The sequence below is a fragment of the Vibrio penaeicida genome (genome assembly GCF_030689305.1).
Classification (GTDB): domain Bacteria; phylum Pseudomonadota; class Gammaproteobacteria; order Enterobacterales; family Vibrionaceae; genus Vibrio; species Vibrio penaeicida_B.
In genome coordinates this window covers 43,473-65,359 of the sequence record NZ_JAUYVM010000018.1, presented here as the reverse complement: position 1 = coordinate 65,359, position 21,887 = coordinate 43,473, and the positions used below count along the sequence as shown (strand labels likewise).

At 45.0% G+C, this 21,887-nt stretch carries 18 protein-coding genes; all 18 read left to right on the top strand.

Annotated features, from left to right (window positions below):
- Position 1 precedes the first annotated feature (1 nt).
- The gene (yidC, locus tag Q8W40_RS22710; protein ID WP_305400449.1) at positions 2-1,639 is read left to right on the top strand and encodes a membrane protein insertase YidC; all 1,638 of its coding nucleotides are present in this window, start codon (positions 2-4) and stop codon (positions 1,637-1,639) included.
- A gap of 128 nt (positions 1,640-1,767) precedes the next feature.
- A complete protein-coding gene (gene mnmE, locus Q8W40_RS22705) occupies positions 1,768-3,129 on the top strand; it encodes a tRNA uridine-5-carboxymethylaminomethyl(34) synthesis GTPase MnmE (protein ID WP_305400447.1) in 1,362 nt (453 codons plus the stop codon).
- Positions 3,130-3,423: 294 nt separating this feature from the next.
- Positions 3,424-3,936, top strand: a complete 513-nt coding sequence (locus Q8W40_RS22700) for a sigma-70 family RNA polymerase sigma factor (RefSeq protein WP_101114881.1) — start codon at positions 3,424-3,426, stop codon at positions 3,934-3,936.
- A gap of 7 nt (positions 3,937-3,943) precedes the next feature.
- Entirely contained in the window at positions 3,944-4,888 is a 945-nt protein-coding gene (locus Q8W40_RS22695; RefSeq protein WP_305400446.1) for a FecR domain-containing protein, read from the top strand.
- Between the two features lie 72 nt (positions 4,889-4,960).
- Positions 4,961-8,071, top strand: a complete 3,111-nt coding sequence (locus Q8W40_RS22690) for a TonB-dependent receptor (RefSeq protein WP_305400445.1) — start codon at positions 4,961-4,963, stop codon at positions 8,069-8,071.
- Positions 8,072-8,188: 117 nt separating this feature from the next.
- On the top strand, positions 8,189-9,679 hold the full coding sequence (locus Q8W40_RS22685; RefSeq protein ID WP_305400443.1) for a PKD domain-containing protein: 1,491 nt from the start codon (positions 8,189-8,191) through the stop codon (positions 9,677-9,679).
- A 63-nt stretch (positions 9,680-9,742) separates the two neighbouring features.
- The gene (locus Q8W40_RS22680; protein ID WP_305400442.1) at positions 9,743-11,110 is read left to right on the top strand and encodes a PKD domain-containing protein; all 1,368 of its coding nucleotides are present in this window, start codon (positions 9,743-9,745) and stop codon (positions 11,108-11,110) included.
- Positions 11,111-11,273: 163 nt separating this feature from the next.
- Positions 11,274-12,038, top strand: coding sequence for a Slam-dependent surface lipoprotein (locus tag Q8W40_RS22675; protein ID WP_305400441.1), 765 nt, complete (start codon positions 11,274-11,276; stop codon positions 12,036-12,038).
- 73 nt (positions 12,039-12,111) lie between these two features.
- On the top strand, positions 12,112-13,578 hold the full coding sequence (locus tag Q8W40_RS22670) for a surface lipoprotein assembly modifier (protein WP_305400440.1): 1,467 nt from the start codon (positions 12,112-12,114) through the stop codon (positions 13,576-13,578).
- A gap of 168 nt (positions 13,579-13,746) precedes the next feature.
- Positions 13,747-14,607, top strand: a complete 861-nt coding sequence (exbB, locus tag Q8W40_RS22665; RefSeq protein ID WP_370693424.1) for a tonB-system energizer ExbB — start codon at positions 13,747-13,749, stop codon at positions 14,605-14,607.
- 3 nt (positions 14,608-14,610) lie between these two features.
- The gene (locus Q8W40_RS22660) at positions 14,611-15,042 is read left to right on the top strand and encodes a biopolymer transporter ExbD (RefSeq protein WP_305400438.1); all 432 of its coding nucleotides are present in this window, start codon (positions 14,611-14,613) and stop codon (positions 15,040-15,042) included.
- Entirely contained in the window at positions 15,039-15,926 is an 888-nt protein-coding gene (locus Q8W40_RS22655; RefSeq protein ID WP_305400437.1) for an energy transducer TonB, read from the top strand. The genes Q8W40_RS22660 and Q8W40_RS22655 overlap by 4 nt, the downstream gene beginning before the upstream one ends.
- 251 nt (positions 15,927-16,177) lie before the next feature.
- Entirely contained in the window at positions 16,178-16,612 is a 435-nt protein-coding gene (mioC, locus tag Q8W40_RS22650) for an FMN-binding protein MioC (protein WP_305400495.1), read from the top strand.
- A gap of 472 nt (positions 16,613-17,084) precedes the next feature.
- Positions 17,085-18,977 carry a tRNA uridine-5-carboxymethylaminomethyl(34) synthesis enzyme MnmG gene (mnmG, locus tag Q8W40_RS22645; protein WP_305400435.1) on the top strand — a complete coding sequence of 631 codons (1,893 nt, stop codon included), beginning with the start codon at positions 17,085-17,087 and terminating at the stop codon, positions 18,975-18,977.
- On the top strand, positions 18,977-19,609 hold the full coding sequence (gene rsmG / locus Q8W40_RS22640) for a 16S rRNA (guanine(527)-N(7))-methyltransferase RsmG (RefSeq protein WP_305400434.1): 633 nt from the start codon (positions 18,977-18,979) through the stop codon (positions 19,607-19,609). Before mnmG ends, rsmG begins: the two co-directional genes overlap by 1 nt.
- A 14-nt stretch (positions 19,610-19,623) precedes the next feature.
- A complete protein-coding gene (locus Q8W40_RS22635; protein WP_104398609.1) occupies positions 19,624-20,397 on the top strand; it encodes a ParA family protein in 774 nt (257 codons plus the stop codon).
- A 22-nt stretch (positions 20,398-20,419) separates the two neighbouring features.
- Positions 20,420-21,301 carry a ParB/RepB/Spo0J family partition protein gene (locus Q8W40_RS22630; protein ID WP_305400432.1) on the top strand — a complete coding sequence of 294 codons (882 nt, stop codon included), beginning with the start codon at positions 20,420-20,422 and terminating at the stop codon, positions 21,299-21,301.
- Between the two features lie 189 nt (positions 21,302-21,490).
- Positions 21,491-21,880, top strand: a complete 390-nt coding sequence (locus tag Q8W40_RS22625; protein WP_101114855.1) for a F0F1 ATP synthase subunit I — start codon at positions 21,491-21,493, stop codon at positions 21,878-21,880.
- The last annotated feature ends 7 nt before the right edge of the window (positions 21,881-21,887 follow it).

The window sequence follows — 21,887 nt, the reverse complement described above, 5'->3', positions numbered from 1 at the left end:
GATGGATTCTCAACGTAATATCCTACTGCTCGCTTTGGCACTGGTTTCTTTCTTGCTGTACCAACAGTGGCAAGTAGAAAAGAATCCCGCGCCACAACAACAGGTTGAGCAGGCACAAAACAGCGGTACTCTTCCTGCCCCAGACTTTGCGGACCCACTAGCCGACCCTGCACCTCAAGCAGCGGCGCCTTCAGCGCAAATCGTAACCGTAAAAACAGATGTCTTGACGCTCTCTATCGATACATTCGGTGGTGACGTGGTTGAAGCAGATTTAAATCAATACGCAAAAGAATTCGACTCAGCAGACCCATTTGAACTGCTGAAAAATAGCCAAGGTCAAACATTTATCGCTCAAAGTGGTCTTGTAGGTCCTCAGGGTGTCGACTTAAGCAGCAAGAGCCGCCCTGTTTATCATGTGGCATCAAACAGCTTCGAGCTGGCTGATGGTGAAGATGAACTGAGCATTCCAATGACGTTTGAAGCGAATGGCTTACAGTACGTGAAAACGTTTGTACTTAAGCGCGGTCATTACGACCTTAAAGTGAAATACGATGTTGTGAACAACTCTGGTACCAACGCAACTTTCGGTATGTACGCGCACCTTCGCCAAGACCTAATGGACGACGGCGGCAGCATTACTATGCCAACGTACCGTGGTGGTGCTTACTCATCACAAGACGTTAACTACAAAAAATACAGCTTCGACGACATGCAAGACCGCAGCTTGGCCATTGAGCTAACAACAGGTCAAGGTTGGGCGGCTATGATCCAGCATTACTTCGCAGCTGCGTGGATCCCAGAGCAACAGCCTGGTACTCGACTGTATACGCGTGTTATCGGCAACAAAGGTGACATCGGTGTTCGTATTCCAGACATCACGATCGCTAATGGTGCAACGGGCTCAGTTGAATCAACACTTTGGGTTGGTCCAAAACTTCAAGACGACATGGCAGCTGTAGCGCCACACCTAGATTTGGTAGTGGATTACGGATGGCTATGGTTCATCGCGAAGCCTCTTCACTGGTTGCTCTCTGCCATTCAAGGCATTGTAGTTAACTGGGGTGTGGCTATCATGGTTCTGACGTTTATTGTTCGTGGTGCAATGTACCCGCTAACCAAAGCGCAATACACTTCCATGGCTAAAATGCGCATGCTACAGCCTAAGCTGCAAGCGATGCGTGAGCGTATTGGTGACGACCGCCAACGCATGAGCCAAGAAATGATGGAACTGTACAAGAAAGAGAAAGTAAACCCGTTAGGCGGTTGTTTACCAATCCTTCTTCAGATGCCTATCTTCATCGCACTATACTGGGCGCTGATGGAATCGGTAGAACTTCGTCACTCGCCATTCTTTGGTTGGATTACTGACTTGTCTGCACAAGACCCGTACTACATCCTTCCAGTTCTGATGGGTGCAAGTATGTTCCTAATCCAGAGAATGAGCCCATCAACCATTACGGATCCGATGCAGCAGAAAATCATGAACTTCATGCCATTGATGTTCACGTTCTTCTTCCTGTGGTTCCCGTCCGGTTTGGTTCTATACTGGTTGGTTTCCAACGTCGTGACAGTAATTCAGCAAACTCTGATTTACCGAGCGCTGGAAAAGAAAGGCTTACATACTAAGACAGCCAAATAAAGACTAAGACAGCCAAAATAATAGAAAGAAAGGCGACCAAATGGTCGCCTTTTTTAATAGTGCTGATTACAATTGCGCACAAAGAACTCAACACAGTAATGGGCGAAATGCCCCTTCAGGTAAATGCTATGACAACTGACACTATAGTCGCTCAGGCCACCGCTCCGGGACGAGGCGGTGTAGGTATAATTCGGGTATCAGGTCCACTCGCAGCGCAAGTTGCTTTAGAAGTGACAGGCAAAGTATTGAAGCCTCGATATGCTGAATACCTGCCGTTCAAAAACCAAGACGGCTTGGAACTGGATCAGGGCATAGCACTTTACTTCCCTAACCCACATTCATTCACGGGTGAGGATGTGTTAGAGCTTCAAGGGCACGGTGGTCCTGTTGTCATGGATATGTTGATAAAACGTATTTTGGGCATCTCCGGCTTGCGCCCTGCACGCCCAGGCGAGTTTTCGGAGCGTGCATTCCTAAACGACAAAATGGATTTAACTCAAGCAGAAGCTATTGCTGACTTAATCGATGCAAGCTCAGAAGAGGCGGCGAAATCCGCCCTGCAATCTCTGCAAGGTGAATTTTCCAAACGCATTCATACGCTGGTGGAGTCTTTAATTCACTTGCGCATTTATGTTGAAGCCGCCATTGATTTCCCAGAAGAAGAAATCGACTTTCTTGCCGATGGCAAAGTCGCCACCGATCTGCAAACCATCATCGATAATCTCGCCGCGGTCCGCCAAGAAGCCAATCAAGGTGCCATTATGCGAGAAGGCATGAAGGTGGTCATTGCTGGTCGACCAAATGCAGGGAAGTCCAGCTTACTTAATGCACTTTCTGGCAAAGAGTCTGCCATTGTTACCGATATAGCGGGCACCACGCGAGATGTGCTGCGTGAACACATTCATATTGATGGTATGCCGCTGCATATTATTGATACCGCGGGTTTACGTGAAGCATCCGATGAAGTAGAAAAAATCGGTATTGAGCGCGCTTGGGAAGAAATAGAGCAAGCCGACCGAGTCTTATTTATGGTGGATGGCACAACAACCAATGCCACCGACCCACGTGAAATCTGGCCCGATTTTGTGGATCGATTGCCTGAGAAAATCGGCATCACAGTGATCCGCAACAAAGCTGATCAAACCAGCGAAGATCTTGGGATCTGCCACGTCAACACACCAACACTTATCCGCCTATCGGCAAAAACAGGGGAAGGTGTGGATGCATTGCGTAATCATCTGAAAGAAATCATGGGGTTTTCTGGCAATCAAGAAGGCGGATTTATGGCGCGTTGCCGTCATTTGGATGCACTGGAACGTGCGGCTGAGCACTTGGATATAGGTCAACAGCAACTCGAAGGTTACATGGCAGGCGAAATTCTGGCAGAAGAACTTCGAATTTCTCAGCAACACCTCAATGAAATTACAGGTGAATTCAGTTCTGACGACTTACTCGGTCGAATTTTTTCTTCATTTTGTATCGGAAAATAGTACTTTCCATATTCAACCACCCTCATTTAATTTGGACGAAATGAGGATAAATACCCTTCAAAATACCGTATAGTGGTGCGAAAAGTTGTTAAGTTACGAAGCCTTTCGTTTTCAATTAGAAAGATTCGACTTTTCATTGCCACATATCTCATTTACACAATTTATTTCTTTTCTCAGTATTTATTGATCTAGATCTACCGCCAAATTCTGCTATATTTCGTTGCCTGTTATTAATATAAATGATAACCATTATCATTTAAGTAAGCCAAATCTAGGCGATAGGAGTAACAAGCGATGGTGGCAATTGACCCAGCTAATATGCAACGCATTGATAATATGTATCAAGAGCACCGCAGCTGGCTCTCGGTATTCGTTCAACGACGCCTTGGTTGCCCTGAAGTTACTGCTGATTTGGTTCAGGACACGTACCTAAGGTTGTTAACCAAAGGCAAGCTTCCCGAACAAAAAGATTCGCGCCGCTATCTGACAACCATTGCCAAGGGTTTGGTTATCGATCTCTATCGAAGACGTCGGATTGAAACCGCTTATCTTGAGCTATTAGAAAGTGAGCCGGCTGATGTGTCCTCCTCACCCGAATCCCATACTTTGGTGGTGGAAGCACTGGTCGAAATTGACACCCTATTGAATAAACTTCCACACAAAGCGAGACAAGCCTTGCTGATGCGCCAACTTGAAGGCAAAAGCTACAAACAAATCGCCCAAGAGTTGGATGTATCGGTCTCCTCAGTTGAAAAGTACGTCGCCAAAGCCTTGCAAGGCTGCATGATGGCAATGCTCGAGGTCTGATTTGTCGATGGATAGAATTTCTCGAGAATCCATAGAGCAAGCATCTCTATGGATGGCTCGCTTATGGGCAGATGACGTCACAGAGCAAGATAAAAAAGCATTCAACACCTGGCGTACCGCTCACCCAGACAATGAATTTGCTTGGCAGCAATTGGAAAATCTGCAAAAAAAGTTTGCCTCTGTTCCAAATCCTCAGCTCAGTGGAAAGGTACTCGGTCGCAATCGTCGTGGAACCACTCGTAGGCAAGTTCTCCTTTGGGGAGGTGTCTCTGTTAGTACGTTAGCCCTGATGATGTCTACACAAGATACCCAACCAACTGGCGCAGAATACGCTACAGCAACGGGCGAAGTGCGCTCGCTATCACTTTCTGATGGCACAGAATTAATCATGAATACCGCCACTCGTGTTTTTGTCGATTTCAATCAATCAGAAAGAATCTTGCACCTCGTTCAAGGGGAAATAATGATCACCAGCGGTCATCACTTAACCCCGTTTAAAGTGATAACAGGTCAAGGGAGAATCGTTCCAATTGGCACTCGTTATACTGTCCACCAGCAAGCGGAGCAAACTCAAGTCAGTGTGTACGAAGGAGAAGTGGCGGTTTATCCTGAGCAAAGCTTTGAGTCTACTCACATTCTTTCTGGTGAGAGCATTGTATTTAATGCTAATCGCACCGATACAAAATACGCCAATCGAGCGACTGACGCATTGTGGCTAAAGCAAAAAATCCTAGCTCAAGCAACACCACTGCCAGATTTCATTAACGATCTTGCCCGATATCGTCGTGGAGTGATCAAAGTCGACCCTAGCCTTCATCGCCTAAAACTTACTGGTGTTTTCTCTACCAAAGACACAGATAAAACCTTGTATAACGTCAGTCAAGTCCTCCCTATAGAGATCCGCTACCGCACCCCACTATGGGTGAATATCACCCCCAAACAAAACCGTTGAGGAATGTTTACGGATTTTGACGTCTCACTCGGTGTAATTACCAGTGAGTAAATCAACGAAAAGGATAGCAAGGTGTCGCTCCTGCCAAGGCTTACACGTCAAGCCGTATTAATACGTGTCAAACTGGGTCTTACCGCTCTTCTTGTTCCAGCAATAGCTTGGTCTGCACAAAGTTTTCAAATCCCTGCAGGCAGGTTGGATCAGGTTTTGAATCAATTCGCTTTGGAAGCAGATATCGAATTTTATCTGAATGCGTCGCTTTCTGAAGATATATACAGCCAAGGGATACAAGGTCATTTCGACCCAGCGCAAGCGTTGACTTTATTGTTAGAAAACACAGGGCTTGTCGCGGAGCCTCAGGAAGATGGCAGTTTTATTCTTACGCCACTCAACAGTGCCATGACGTTGGATGCTATTCAGGTTCGTACCCATTTCGATGATGAAATTGCTCGGGATGAAACTGGAGAATTGGATGTTTACGACGCTGACACATCCACCGCCTATATTAGCAAAGAAGAGATAGAGCGCTTCAAAGGTGCCAGTGGTGCCGACTTGTTCACTGGCATGGCCAATACGTTTAGTGGTGAGGCACGTAACGGTGGCAGCAGCATCGACGCCAATATCCGAGGCGTCCAAGGTCAGGGAAGAGTCCCCGTCGTGATTGATGGCACAGAGCAAGGCATCACAATTTGGAATGGATATCGTGGTGCTTCCAACCGAAACTACATCGACTCAAACTTGATCAGTGGCTTACAAGTTCACAAGGGCGCACAGCTCAATTCAGACGTAAATACGTCAGTAGGTGGAGCGGTAGAAGTCACCACACTTCAGCCTCAGGACATCATCGCAGAAGGTGAAACCTTTGGCATGGAAGTCGTCGTAGAAGGGAGCAGTAATTCAATCGCACCTTACCAAGCAAGAATGCACACTGGCAAACACTGGCAAGACGTTCCGATCTATAACGAACAAGGTGGGATAGATTGGTATAACGATCCAGAACTTCGTTTTGAAACCCGAGACAGCAAAAGTGATAACCCATTTGGCGGAGAAGATGTTGCCTTTCGATTTGCGGCTTCTGGAATTAATGATAAGTTCGAGTGGTTAGGTGCCATCGCTTATCGCAAACGCGGCAATTATTATTCGGGTACTAAAAAAGCCGATTTCTATAAACAGCCTTACAACCCAGATACCCTTGGCATTGAGTTCTTACAACCCAGACATGCAGCGCTCAACCACCTGCCGGGTCATGAAGTGTTTAATACTTCTTCGGAAATGCACTCCTACCTTCTAAAAACCACCTACAAGTTTTCAGATTTTGAAAAAGTGCAATTTAATGCCCGCTTCACCGAAAGCAAGCACGGTGAAATTATGGCGAGTCGCTCAGACTACCGTAACAATTATGGCATGGCTCAATGGCCATTGGGCAGCGCCAAACTTCAAGCTTACAGTGTCAAATACCGGGTAAACCCCAAGTCTCGTTTCCTCAACTTGAGTAGTGATCTCTGGACTACGCTGTCAGATACCGTGACCAATACCGCCGGAGGATTTCCAAATACAGTGGTGACCGAGCCGGAAGGGAACGGGATCATCTTCAACACCGCCACGGCATACAATAAAGAACGTCGTATCGGCGCGAATTTCAAAAACACCATGCTGCTATCTGACAACTGGGATATGACGGTATCTGGTCATTACCAACACCATACCGTTGAGCCGAAGCAAGGCATGAAATACCTGGTCGATAAGTACAATGCAACGGTTCGAGCTGGGGAGAGAACTGAGTTTAACGGCGCAGCCAAGGTTGAATGGCGAGCCAGCGACAGCTTAATTTTTAATGCTGGGCTGAGATACGGAAAATATGAATCCGAAGATCATTACCTGAAATACCGCATCGAAAACAAAAACGATAAACGCAAACTGGGCGAGTACATAACGGAAGGCTATCTCCTTAGTTACCAAACTCGTGAAGTGTACGAACCTGAAGAAATTGCTCAGAGAGTCGCAAACGCCGAGCACGATATTCGGATTACCTTTACACGTGACGCCCTAGACAAAGAAATCACCACCATGACTGGTTTGATTGCTACAGCCACGGCCCCCTCTCAGATAGCAGAATATCAATCCAGACTCTCCTCAGCACAAGCCAGCTTGGCGAATTTCGATTCATTGCTTAAGCAAAAAATCAAATTGGCTATCGCCAAAGTAGAGAATGAGAAAAACTACTTGCGTACTCACACGCAGGAATGGAGAAATGACAGTAACAATAAGTTAAGCATGAAAAGAAACGCTTGTGTCATTGCCATGAGCCAAACAAATTACGTTAAGAACAGTTGTAAGTTCACACGGCTGCCAGACATTCAGCGCTATAAGTCTAAATACGCAAATAGCGGCAGTGGATGGATGCCTTCACTCACCGCGACTTGGCTTATTTCAGACAACAAACGAGCTTATGTTCGTTATGCAGAAACACTCCGTTTTCCAAGTTTATTTGAAAGCACCAGCGGTTTCTCGGCAAGTCATTTAACGTCATCACCTTTGCAACCTGAACGCGCCACATTGTGGGAGTTAGGTTACGTTCACTATTTTGACAATGCCAATATTAAACTGGTGCATTTCGATCAGACAATCACCGACATCATAGACAGAGACATACGCACACGCGCCTTTGGTAACCTCGAATTTCAAAATACTAAGGGGCTAGAATTGCAAGCTTCCTATGACGATGAAACTTACTTTGGCGAATTTTCTGCAGCTTACAACTATCACAACGAAGTGTGTGACGATAACTCTGCATCCCAGAAGTTCATTAGTGGCATTGTAGATGAGAACAAAGAAATCATCGATCTTTGTACTCGTGGAGGCTTTTCTAACATCAGTTACCTTGGCAGCTACGCCAACCCAGAGTATTCCGCAAACCTTTTGGTCGGTTCTCGTTTTCTAAATCAGACCTTAGAAACGGGAGTTCGTGGCAACTACTTATCTGGCGGCCATCACGAGGATTTGATCGAACGTACTCACTCATTAACTTTTGATGCCTTTGCCAAATATCAAATCAATGAATCGGTCGATCTTGAGCTGGTCGGTACGAATCTGTTGGATTTGTACTATCTGGAATTGGGTTCGATTTCGGGCATCCCCGCACCGGGGCGTACATTCAGCATCAAATTAAAAGGAAAGTTCTAATTTTCCGCAAAAAATTTTCAAGAGCGTTACGGATTTTCACTCTTTACTCGGTGTAGAGGATGACCTTTTAGATTTCTTCAGCTTCATATTGGCTGACAGCACCATTTAGGACGAATCATGAACAACAAATATACATGGACGCTTCTGGCTTTAAGCCTACCAGCACTGGTCGCGTGCGGTGGTGGCTCTAGCTCAAACAGCTCTAACGACAACACAGTAAAACCACCTGTCGTTACGCCTGCACCAGCTAAAAAACCACAGATCAACGCCAAGATGAACGACACAGTTCGTTTAAATGGTTTGGATATCTTCGCCAAAAGTACGGCTCAAACAGCTCAGAAAAATGCACTGAACTCCACACTAGCTGACACTGCGAACACACAACCATTCACTTGGGTCATTAGCAAAAAGCCCGCAGGTAGCAACAGTGCAATTAAAAACGCCAATGCATTAGTGACGTCGTTCCAACCAGACCTAGCGGGTGATTACACCATTCAGCTTACCGCAACGAATCCTGCAGCGACGATAGAAAAACACTATCAAGTGACAGATGCCGCTGAGAACGCAGCACCAAATGTCTTCCCAACCGAGTCAGTAATGACGGGAATCGATACGAACATTACTCTGTCTGCAAACGCTGTGGATCCAGACAATAACGATTTGACTTACCAGTGGACTGTGGCAAACAAGCCTAGTAATGCAACGGTAACGCTAACCGATGAAACGACAGAAAATGCTTCATTCTCTGCCAACGCTGCGGGTGAGTATGAGTTAAGCATTGCGGTTTCAGATTCAAAAGAGACAGTAAAGCGTGTAGTTACTGTGAAGATTGATGAAAGTGTAGTGCCTTACACGCCTGAGACGTCTATTTATTTAGAAAGAACCAACGCCTTTACCCAAGAAAACGTAAAACCAATCAATAACCTGAACTTTGCGACGCTTGAGTTAAATAAGAAGGTAAAACTGGATGCCAGCTCAAACACAGATAGAGATGGCACAAATTTCCAATACCAATGGGCGGTTGTTTCTAAACCTATTGCAAGCTCAGGCACAATCACACTAGATTCGGCGCAAATTGCTGAATTTACTCCAGATGTAACTGGTGATTATGTCTTTTCTGTCACGGTAAGCGAAGGCAATAAGCAACGTGCCATTGAATATGTAGGTATTACTGCGGTAGAAGCGGATTTATCAATAACGGGTCCCATCAAGGCTGTAAATTCTACGGGAACCAATTACAACTACGAGAATTCTTTCTACTTGCCAATGAGTGATGAGAGAATTCAAACCATTAATGGTGTTCCGACTATCGCAGTTTCTAAAAATGGTGAATCTACAGGTTATATAAAAGTTGACACTATCACCATTACCCCTTCAGCGACAGATATTTTCGTTTACGATTTCACATCTCTGTTTTTCCCGCCACCAATCACAGGTATAAAAATTGAAGGGGTAAATAAAAATCAATTAATTTCTATGGGTGAATCAATAGAACTTGATATTTATATGGATATTTCTACTCCGTTAAATGATATCAAAGAAATAGCTATCGATTTTTCTGGAAATTCAACCAGTCTCTTCTCCGTTTATTATGCCTTCACGGAATAAATTAAATTAGGTGCACATTTTGTGCACCTCTTTCTGTTAACTAATAATGACATTACTCATTCTATGATGAAGCTGACCCAATTCCTGAGCTTAGTCTTTACAGTCGTCATTCTTGCCGGATGTAATGAAAGTCTGACACTCGATCTGGCACCGACCAAGTCGAATACCCCTCCTATTGCCATCGCGGGCACCAATCAATTGGTTTATGTAGGCGAGCCCGCTCAACTGAATGGGGAAAAAAGCTTCGACAAAGACCTTCAACCGCTGACCTTTGAATGGAAAGTGAGACCTGATCAATACACTAAGTTGGATCGTAACGCCGAACTCTTTCAATCAAACTCAATTAAACCGTCGTTCATTGCCCATGAAGCGGGAGAGTTCTACGTAGACCTGACGGTCAATGATGGCATTGAAAATAGTCGGGTTAACACCATTAAGCTCACGGCTGCAACTAAAGGGGAAAACAGCCCAACAGTTATTATATTAAATGAAACTATTGAAGGTTCTTTGCAACACGGAGCCTCCATTAGACCAAACTATGAAGACGCCGATAATGATGAGCTGTTTTATACATGGGAAATTTTAGAAAAACCCCTAAATAGCTCCCCAACCATTGAAAATACTAATTCCACGTACGGTTGGGGTAGTTTCAAAACAGATGTAGAAGGGGATTATTTGGTCAAACTTACCGTATTCGACGGGACACACTATTCATCCGTTACGACTACAGTTCAAATACGCTATGTAGATACAAACGCAAGACCCTATGCCAACCTAGATCCTGACGTCTGGATAAGTTTTGTAGGTAACTCAGTCACCCTTGATGGAACAACAAGCTCAGACGCAGATGGAGACCCATTAAACTACCACTGGACAATGACCCCACCAAATGGATCAAACGCGACCTTGGACGACCCTAGTTCAGCCACGCCAACTGTAACTGGTGACGTACCGGGCATTTACTTCTACGAATTGGTAGTTGACGATGGTGAATTGTTTAGCGTTCCTAATGAGCAAGCGCTGGAGTTTCTCGCACCAAGTTCACCAGGCTTGCGAATCTACCACAGCAACAGCTCTTCTCCGGTAGATATGCCGCATAGCCCAGATCAAATCATAGGCGAAACACAGAATAGCCAGACCAGTTATGTTCTTGATCGCTACCGTATTGAAGCCGTAGAGGCCGATGTATACATAAGAGACGTGGTTGCCAGTGACAGAGCCAATATTATCACCCCTTATTTTGATGGATTAGAGCAAACTCAATTATTCACTTTAAAAAAAGGTGAGAGCATATCTTTTAATTTGGTCGCCCCTGCCACTGGCGGAAAAACAAGCCAGCCCATATTCAGCTTTAACTGGATAATGGGGCGCGCTACGGACTACCACAATGCCTATCACTTTGACGCTAAATATACTTTCACTAGCAATTAAAAAGTGAAAATAAAATAAAAAACATCATTTACGTTTTTATTTTACGGATATTTAAAGTTCATCCGGTAATACATATAAGAACCACATCACGGTGTTGTCGTGCGCACCAATGTCTTGAATGGTTCTCTCAATAGTATAAATTCAATCTTTAAAGGAATAATTCATGAAACCAGTAAAACTGACTCTTATTTCTGCTGCACTACTTGGCTTAAGCTCTATGGCTCATGCAGGTTTTAACGGCGCAATCAGCGACAACACTCACCGTCAAGTTGGCGAATCTCAGGTCGATGCATCACTGTTCTTCGGCACTGTAATCATCCATGAAAGTGGTTACGCGGGTATCGGTGCGACAGGTAAAGAACGTGTTGATTTTAAAAACCTGGCGAAGCGCTCTTCATGGCCGTTTGGTGTAACACGTGAAGGTATACATACTCGCGGAAGCCGCCACTCTACAACTTCTCAATACAACTTTGCCAGCGTTGCAAATCAGGACGTTTGGTTTGGTGAGTGGTACGAAGGCAGCCGCGACTCAGGTTACGCGAACCGTGCGGTATTCTACGTGGGTGATAACACAGGTACTACCGTACCAACCAGCGGTGTCGCTACTTACACTGTGACAGGTGTGAATAAGTTTTCTGGTGGCAACAAGTTAACAGCGGTTGGCACAAATAACCAATTCACAGCAGACTTTGGCGCACAAACTCTAACTGGTACTTTGAGCAATAGCTCACTGACAGTTAGCGTAAACGCAAACATCAATGCTTCTACTGCTGCATTTAACGGTACAGCGACAGCAACAACTGGTGGTGCGTCTACTAACGGTACGTCTCAAGGTCACTTCTTTGGTGCAAACGCATCTGCTCTGGCAGGTATTGCGACCTTCACTAACAAAGATCTAGACACAGCATTTGGTGGCAGCAAAAACTAATTGTTGAACCTCCCTCATACAGAAGCAGCCTACGCTGCTTCTGTTTTTCTTTCTTTACCATTTGGTTATTCCCTTGCTTAAATCCCTTTTAACTCTTTCTCCTTTAGCGCTCACGTTTCTATTTAGTGCGCATACATTAGCCGATCAAGACAAAAACCAGCGTCTACAGCAGCGGGACGCCCTTTCTGCGCTAGAAAAGGAACAGGAACTGTTGAAAGAAGAACGGGAAAGAGAGCAATCGTTAACCGTGGATGGCGTCACCTATGAAGTGAGCGACACATTAGATGACCTCGGTCCTGCCCTGCATATCGCAGTGAAAACAAGGCAATGGGAACAGGCAAACGGATTTCTGACCCGATATAAAGGGTTGGAAGGATACGATCCCTTACTGGTGCACTACGCTCAAGGTGCATTTTTTAGAGTGGAAGGAAAGCTTGCAGAATCAGAAGCGGAATATCAGTCTCTTCTTACCCTCGCTCCGGAATTCATGCCAGCCAAACTAGAGCTGGCTCGGGTGCAGTTCGAAAATCAAAAAAACCGAGACTCTCTGGATCTGTTCAAAGAAATCAAACACAGTATTCCACAAGACAATCCACGAGCATCGGGGGTTATCAGAACGATCGATACGTTCAGCGAAGCACTCGAAGTTCGTGACAGCTGGCAAGGGGCTTTTAGCTTTGGCCCTTCATACAATGACAATCTGAACAGCTCATCCGAAAGCACGGTCTGCCTAGCGACACTGCCTAATGGGCAATGCTGGATAAGTCAGACGACACCAGACAAAGAATCTGGCTTTGGGATGGATTACGACGCCAGCCTTAACAAACGGTTCTCGCTGTCAGGTCACCATGGAGTAAAGTTCAATACACTAGCGTATGGGTTGCTGAATGACGGTAAAAAAAGGTACAACAAACATACCCTCATTACGGGTCTTAGCTACAGCTATCAAAGCGCCAAAGTTCAATTTTCTATCGGTCCGCAAGCTGAGTACAACAACTCTGGCGATCGCACACTTTACATCGCTCCTGGATTAAAACTGGATGGCTTTTACAGCATCAACAATAAAAGCGCCGCAAAAGTAGAATTGAAAGCCGAATATCAGGATTACAAAGATCCGGAGCTTGACCACAACAGCGACTGGCTATGGACCGCTTCTGGCACTTATTGGTATCAGTTACCCGAAAGGTGGCTGGTGTTTGGCGGTATCGACTGGAACAAGAAGCAAAGTGAAATAGAACTCTTTGCCTATCAATCCCTAGGTGGACGGCTGGGTGTAAACCGTACCTTCTTTGACGGCTGGGACATCAGCCTGTTTTCGTCGGTTAAAAAACGAAGGCACGACGGGTTCAACAAAATTCTCAACGGAAAAAGAGAAGATAAAGAGCAAAACCACACCTTACTGATTACCGCAAAACCATTAGAGTTTTGGAGTCTCACCCCCACATTTACTTGGCAATACCAAAAAGTCGACAGCACATTGGATGCGATATACAGCTACAGCCAAAACGAATATAGTATCAAGTTGGAAAAAAGATTTTAGAAAAAACATAAGCACAAGATACTGATTATTATAAATAAAAATATAAATCCAGTTTTTTATTCAGTTTTTATTACGGGTTTCTCTCTCTCATTCGGTATTCATATAAGGAATTAAGAAAAAACACTCGACAATAAAAGCGCGCAAGAACGCCCAACTAAGAGCAATCGAATGAGTAAATCACTTTATCTGAGCATGATCATCACCCTTTTTCTGTTCATGCCTTCCCTCGCCTTTGCTGAAAAAGCGCCAGCTCAAGATCTGGCAAGCCCCCTAGTATCAGAGACTCAGTTAACCCCACCGACGAACCCACTCAATGCGCACGATCTCTCACCTATGGGTATGTATCATGCTGCTGATTGGGTGGTAAAAGCGGTGATGATCAGTTTAGTCATCGCCTCTGTATTAACTTGGGGCGTATTGTTTGCAAAGCAGTGGCAACTTTCGTTGGCATCCAAAAAAGCCCATCGCCAACTTAATGCCCTAACCCAATCCGATAACCTAATTGAGGCAGAAACATTATGTGGAGACTTACAAGGTCCGGCTCAATTACTACTTTCTGCAACCCAGCATGAGCTGAAATTATCAGCTCAAGGATCGGCCAGCGAAGACGGAATAAAAGAACGTGTTCAACTTCGTCTAGAGCGAGTTGGAGTCTCAATGAGTTCAAACATGACAAAAGGCACAGGAATTCTCGCCACGGTTGGATCCGTCGGCCCCTTTGTTGGATTGTTTGGAACCGTTTGGGGAATAATGAATGCCTTCATTGGTATCGCTAAATCACAAAGTACTACACTAGCCGTGGTTGCACCGGGTATTGCAGAAGCGTTAATGGCGACAGCGATCGGCTTAGTTGCCGCCATTCCCGCGGTCATATTTTACAATCACTTCGTGCGGCAGATAGGATGCTACAAGAATCAATTGGCTGACCTTTCCGTCGCCATCATGATATTAGTTAGCCGCGACCTTGACCGCCGGACAATACAAACTGAACAACCCGACTCCAAAATACCGCTCAAAGAGGCGGTGTAAGTCATGGCATTTAAAACCAGTCAATCCGGCGAGGATATGGCAGAAAACCACGAAATTAATGTCACGCCTTTTGTTGATGTGATGTTGGTGCTTCTCATCATTGTGATGGTTGCCGCGCCGCTAGCAACCGTGAATGTTCCCGTAGACATACCCAATTCTTCTGCCAGCCCAACCCCAATGAAGGACGATCCTGTCTACCTGACGATTCAAAAAGATTTAACGATCGTGATCGGTGAAAGTAATACCGTGGATTTAGTGAACCTAACCACGGCTTTAAAGACAAGCCTGCCAGACAACGAGCAGAGGATTTATCTCAGAGCAGACAAAGCGCTGGTGTATCAAGATCTTCTTAAGGTAATGAACAAACTGGCAGCGGCAGGCTATACGCAAATTGCTTTAGTGGGGCTAGAGCAACCGAAACGGAACGACCCGTGAACCTGCTAGCCGGCGACAAAACGACAAACAGCCATGGTTCTTCTTGGTTAGTATGTGGCGTGATAGCAAGTATCGCACTTCATCTTGGTGCCGCTACAGCCTATTTATGGACACCGAGTTTTGACTTCACTCCGCCACCGGCTGCATCCCCCATTTCAGTATCTCTGGTCGCGCCCCTCGCCGCCCCTGCAGAACAAAACAATGACGCGCAGCAAGCTAGCACCCAGCAATCGGAGCACTCCTTAAAATCGACAACGAATCAACGCACTCCAAAACCCGTAGCACCGAAACCGCCTCTAATTGCAGAAAAAGCACCTGTTCCTTTGGATTTACCAGAATACAAAGAAACCGAAGACCCAAAGAAGATACCAGAAACACAAAAATCAGCGCTGCCTGACAAAACAGTGCCTTTAGAACCAGTGCCACTAAAAGCTGAGCAACCAAAACCAATGCCAAAAAAAGAGAAAGAAGAAGAAAGTGAGAAACCACAGACTTCGTCTCCATCACAAATGGCGTCAACACCAAGCATAGAAGCGCCAATAAAAGCAGCAAATGCTTCCGCCCCAAAACAAGGCAAAACCAGCCAACATGAGAAAGCAGCGAAGCTTCAGTGGCAACAATTGCTTCACGCTCACTTAGAAAGAGAAAAGCAATATCCAAGGAAAGCCAAGCGGTTACGCAAACAAGGTATGCCAGTGATCCGATTCACAATGGATCGAGAAGGAAACGTGCTGGATGTCATCCTAATAAGAAGCTCGGGAACCCAGTCACTGGATCAAGAAGCCATCGATCTTGTGTTTCGAGCCCAGCCGTTGATCAAACCACCCAGTTCGGTTTCAGGTCTTAAACTCTCTCTGACGGTCCCGATCAATTTTTCTTTCTAGTCGGATCCTATTATCAATAGGATCCATACACATGTAATGAACAAAACAATAAATACGTAACAACGGGCGTGGCTCCTAGGTTTAAAAGGCCTAGGCACCGCACAATTTCGTTTAACCACACATTATGTCATCTGTTTATCCACAACCGAATCCGATACCATGCCTCTGTTTATTAGCAGAAATTACACGTTAGCTTATTTCAAATAACCAATAGGGGGCAAAGAATGCCTCATAAGAAAAAGGATGCGTCCATGATCCACATTATGACCGGCAGTACTCTCGGTGGAGCTGAATATGTTGGTGACCACCTTAGCGATCTACTTAGAGAGAAAGGTCACGAAACGACCATTTATAATGAACCTAAGCTCGAAGAGATCCCCGCTAACGGGACTTGGCTTCTGATTACATCCACTCACGGTGCTGGTGAATACCCAGATAACATTCAACCGTTCATTGAAGCCCTTCAAAATACCCCACCTAAGATGGCAGAGGTTAAGTTTGCGGTGGTTGCGATTGGAGACTCTAGCTACGATACCTTCTGTGCAGCAGGGAAACATGCCTATGTACTTCTTGAAGACATCGGTGGTACTCCAATAACGGATTGCCTTACGATCAACATTCTAGAAACCCCTGTCCCCGAAGACGCAGCCGAAGAATGGCTGCAAGAACACATCACAAAATTCTAGTCAAAAGGCGGGAATCCCGCCTTTTTCTCTTCTTCTCCGTAAAAATTCACGGCCTGTGAATAACATTTAGACCTTTTACTTGTTTCAAGTGATGCTTTTTTAAACAAACCACCTGTGGATAAATGGTGATCTATCCCGTTATTAACCTATAGTTATCCAAAGAATAAGATCATACTATTTATCCCCCTGTGTATAACCATTGATTTTGATCCCAGCTAATCCTCGATCAGATCAAAGGTAGATCACAAGAAACGATCGTATAAAAAAGTATGATCTTGTTGATCATTTTTGACTTATCCACAAGATCGAGCTTCCTTAATAGTAGATCTAATAAAAGATCTATATAAAGATCTTATATATATTAAAGCCTCCGCTTTGATCCAAAATCGTTTCTCTCCTTGCCCTAAAGAGGGTAGAATATCGCTCCTTTTTACTAAGCTCTCTAAACTCATTGAATACCTGAGGTCGGTTCATGCTTTATCACGAAACTTTTGACGTCATTGTTGTTGGTGGCGGACATGCAGGAACGGAAGCCGCACTCGCATCAGCTCGTACGGGTCAGCGTACCCTGTTACTCACTCACAACATTGATACCCTAGGACAAATGTCTTGCAACCCCGCTATTGGTGGAATAGGCAAAGGGCATCTGGTCAAAGAAGTGGATGCTTTGGGTGGGTTAATGGCACAAGCCATTGATCATGCAGGTATTCAATTTCGTACCCTAAACGCGTCAAAAGGTCCGGCTGTTCGGGCGACTCGAGCGCAAGCGGATCGTGCTCTGTATAAAGCATTTGTTCGTCACGCACTTGAAAACCAACCCAACCTAACGCTCTTTCAACAATCGGTGGATGACATTATTGTTGAAAATGATCGAGTCACTGGCGTAGTGACTCAAATGGGGCTGAAATTCAAAGCTGATGCTGTTGTATTGACCGTAGGAACGTTTTTAGGGGGCAAGATACATATTGGTATGGAAAACTTCTCTGGAGGTCGTGCAGGCGATCCTCCTTCGATAGCATTGGCTGATCGTTTGAGAGAAATGCCTTTCCGTGTAGATCGCTTAAAAACGGGAACACCTCCTCGTATTGATGCTCGCACGGTCGATTTTAGTGAGCTTGATGTTCAGCATGGTGATGATCCAACCCCCGTATTTTCATTCATGGGTAATCGAACACAGCATCCAACACAGATTCCGTGCTTTATCACCCATACCAATGAGAAAACGCATGACGTGATCCGACAGAACCTTGATCGCAGCCCAATGTATGCTGGTGTTATTGAGGGGATCGGTCCTCGATACTGTCCATCGATCGAAGATAAAGTGATGCGGTTTGCTGACAAAAACAGCCACCAGATCTTTATTGAGCCCGAAGGGTTAACCACTCATGAATTGTACCCAAATGGGATCTCAACCAGTTTACCATTTGATGTTCAGATCGAGATTGTTCATTCAATGAAAGGGTTTGAAAATGCGCATATTGTTCGCCCTGGCTATGCCATTGAGTACGATTTCTTCGACCCGCGAGACTTAAAGCCGAACTACGAAACTAAATTTATCAATGGCTTGTTCTTTGCTGGACAAATTAACGGCACAACAGGCTACGAAGAAGCGGCAGCTCAAGGGTTAATGGCTGGATTGAATGCCAGCTTGCAAACCCAAGGAAAAGAGGGTTGGAACCCTCGTCGGGATCAGGCGTATGTTGGCGTGTTGATCGACGATCTTTCCACCATGGGCACTAAAGAACCTTATCGCATGTTTACATCTCGCGCGGAATATAGACTGTTACTTCGTGAAGACAATGCCGATCTTCGATTAACGGAAAAAGGTCGAGAGTTAGGGTTGGTTTGCGATGCTCGTTGGGCGCGTTTCAACGAGAAAGTGGATAACATGGAGCGTGAACGTCAACGTTTAAAAGATACGTGGATGAATCCTAAGTCCGCAGGAATTGATGCTCTTAATGCTCTGCTAAAAACACCTATGTCGCGTGAAGCCAGCGGGGAAGATTTACTTCGCCGTCCTGAATTGAATTACGAGCAATTAACGCAATTGGATGCGTTTTCTCCTGCGTTAGAAGATTCTCAAGCCGCAGAACAAGTTGAAATTCAGGTCAAATACGAAGGCTATATTCAACGTCAGAAAGACGAGATTGAAAAATCACTTCGTCATGAAAATACTGAGATCCCCTCTGATTTTGATTACTCAACTGTGAAAGGTCTCTCTAACGAAGTGGTCGCAAAACTGTCTGATGCTAAACCATTGACCATTGGGATCGCGTCTCGTATTTCAGGGATCACTCCAGCCGCTATTTCGATCTTACTGGTTTACTTAAAGAAAAGTGGACAATTGAAGAAAGGAGCAGCCTAGTGGAAGCGTTAAGAATCAAACTGGATGCGTTGTTAGAAGAAACCTCATTGGACGTTTCAGATACGCAAAAAGCACAGTTGGTTGGTTATGTCACACTGCTCGACAAATGGAATAAAGCGTACAATTTGACTTCAGTTCGAGATCCACTAGAAATGATCGTGAAACACATCATGGATAGTATCGTCGTGAGCACTCACCTTGAAGGTGAGCGTTTTATCGATGTTGGTACTGGGCCGGGTTTACCGGGCATTCCATTGGCCATCATGAATCCTGAAAAATCTTTTACACTGCTTGATAGCCTAGGTAAACGTATTAGGTTTATAAAACAGGTTCTTCATGAGCTAAAAATCGAAAATGTCACTCCTGTGCAAAGTCGAGTGGAAGAATTCCAGCCTGAAATTGGCTTCGATGGAGTACTAAGTCGTGCGTTTGCTTCGGTTTTAGACATGGTAGAGTGGTGTCAACATTTACCAAAACCAGAATCCGGCGTATTTTTAGCACTGAAAGGGGTAAAACCTGAATCAGAGCTTGCTCAGCTTCCGGACTGGTGTTCTGTGATCGACATCAAAGCTTTGAACGTTCCAGAGCTTGAAGGTGAGCGACATCTTGTAATCTTATCGCGCAAGGGATAATAGCGAGGTCATCCGTGGGAAGAATCATTTCAATTGCCAACCAGAAAGGTGGTGTGGGCAAAACCACAACGTGTGTCAATTTGGCTGCTTCTATGGCAGCGACAAAACGAAAAGTACTGGTAATTGATCTTGATCCACAAGGCAATGCGACTATGGCGAGCGGTGTAGACAAATACTCCGTTGATGCTTCTGCGTATGATTTGTTGGTCGAAGATACGCATTTTGACGATGTGGTGGTTAGCAAAACGACAGGTGGTTTTGATCTCATAGCTGCGAATGGTGATGTCACCGCCGCTGAAATTAAACTGATGGAAGTTTTTGCTCGTGAAATGCGTTTGAAGAATGCGTTGGCCACGGTCTGTGACAACTATGATTTCATCTTTATCGATTGCCCACCTTCATTAAACCTTCTTACAATCAATGCGATGGCTGCTTCTGATTCTGTCTTAGTACCGATGCAATGTGAGTATTTTGCGTTGGAAGGCTTAACGGCATTGATGGATACCATTAGCAAGTTGGCGGCTGTCGTTAACGAAGATTTGAAAATAGAAGGTTTGCTCCGAACGATGTATGACCCACGCAATCGTTTGTCAAATGAAGTATCGGATCAACTGAAAAAGCATTTTGGTGACAAGGTATATCGAACCGTCATCCCTAGAAATGTTCGATTGGCAGAAGCCCCAAGCCATGGTAAACCTGCAATGTATTACGATAAATATTCCGCTGGAGCCAAAGCTTACCTTGCTTTGGCTGGTGAGATGCTTCGTCGTGAAGAAATGCCTGCATAATCCAATTTAGAAGGAAAGCGTCATGTCCAAACGCGGCTTAGGAAAAGGCCTCGATGCGTTGCTTGCGACCAGCTCAATGGCGAGAGAAAAGCAACAGACAATCAACCACAGTCAGTCTTTGTCCTCGGAAGGGGAATTGAAAGACTTGTCAGTGGCACAATTGCAGGCAGGCGTATATCAGCCACGTAAAGAGATGGAACCAGAAGCGTTGAGCGAACTGGCGGCATCTATCCAATCTCAAGGCATCATCCAACCTATTGTTGTCAGACAAGTGGGTGAGCAGCAATACGAAATTATCGCAGGTGAACGTCGCTGGCGAGCAGCTAAACAAGCAGGTTTGAAACAAGTGCCTTGCTTAGTGAAAAAGGTGCAAGATCGCGCAGCCGTCGCCATGGCACTGATTGAAAATATCCAACGTGAAGATTTGAATGCGATTGAAGAAGCTCAAGCTCTAGAGCGATTACAAGACGAATTTGAACTCACACACCAGCAGGTCGCAGAGGTTATCGGCAAATCTCGCACTACCGTTTCTAACCTATTAAGGCTGAACCAGTTAAATGGGGATGTGAAACGGCTAGTCCAAACGGGGAAGCTTGAAATGGGGCACGCACGTGCTCTGCTCGCGGTTGAACAAGATGACCAATTTGATATCGCTGAAACGGTTATTGCGAAGAAACTTAATGTTCGCCAAACCGAGCAGTTAGTGAAAAAACACCTTTCACCACAAGTTGACAGCAAAAAAGCTAAAAATGACCCTGAAACGCAAGCTTTATCTGAAAGATTGAGTGAAAAATTGGGCTCTCAAGTGTCAATTGTTCGTTCTTCGAATGGCAAGGCAAAACTGACCATAAGTATTGATGAACCTCACAAATTGGAGCAACTCGTTGCAATATTGGAAGGTTAAGTGAGATAATTGATTTAGGTCAATTATAAAAAAATGTTTTTTTGAGCGAAAGTTGTCGGTTTGTAAACAAAAATGTAAGTTTTTGCTGCGTTTTAATTGCATTAAAAGCGTCTCACCGTATAATTTTCGGCAATTTCTCTTCGCTCGCAGTATAGAGTGATGCGAGCGTTTATTTAGAGGTACGAATACATGATAGCGGCGTTAGCTAGACCAGGACGAGAGCTTGCCAAGCAATTGTTATTGATCCAGGTTGGCGCGGTTATGTTTGTCGCAGCAGGAACAACGATTGCTGTAGATGTTGAATGGGGAATATCAGCGCTGATAGGTGGTAGCATCTTTGTTGTTGCCAATGCCGTTTTCGCAATGTGTGCATTCTTGTTTGTTGGAGCGCGAGCAGCTAAATTCGTCGCCGCTTCCTTCTACACGGGTGAAGCTCTGAAAATCCTCATTACAGTCGTGTTGTTCTCTGTTGCTTACATGTATATGCAGGTGGAACTCGTTCCCCTGAAACTAACCTATTTGCTGGTATTAGGGATTAACATCTTTGCGCCAGCGCTATTCATTAACAACAAAAAATAGGATGAGT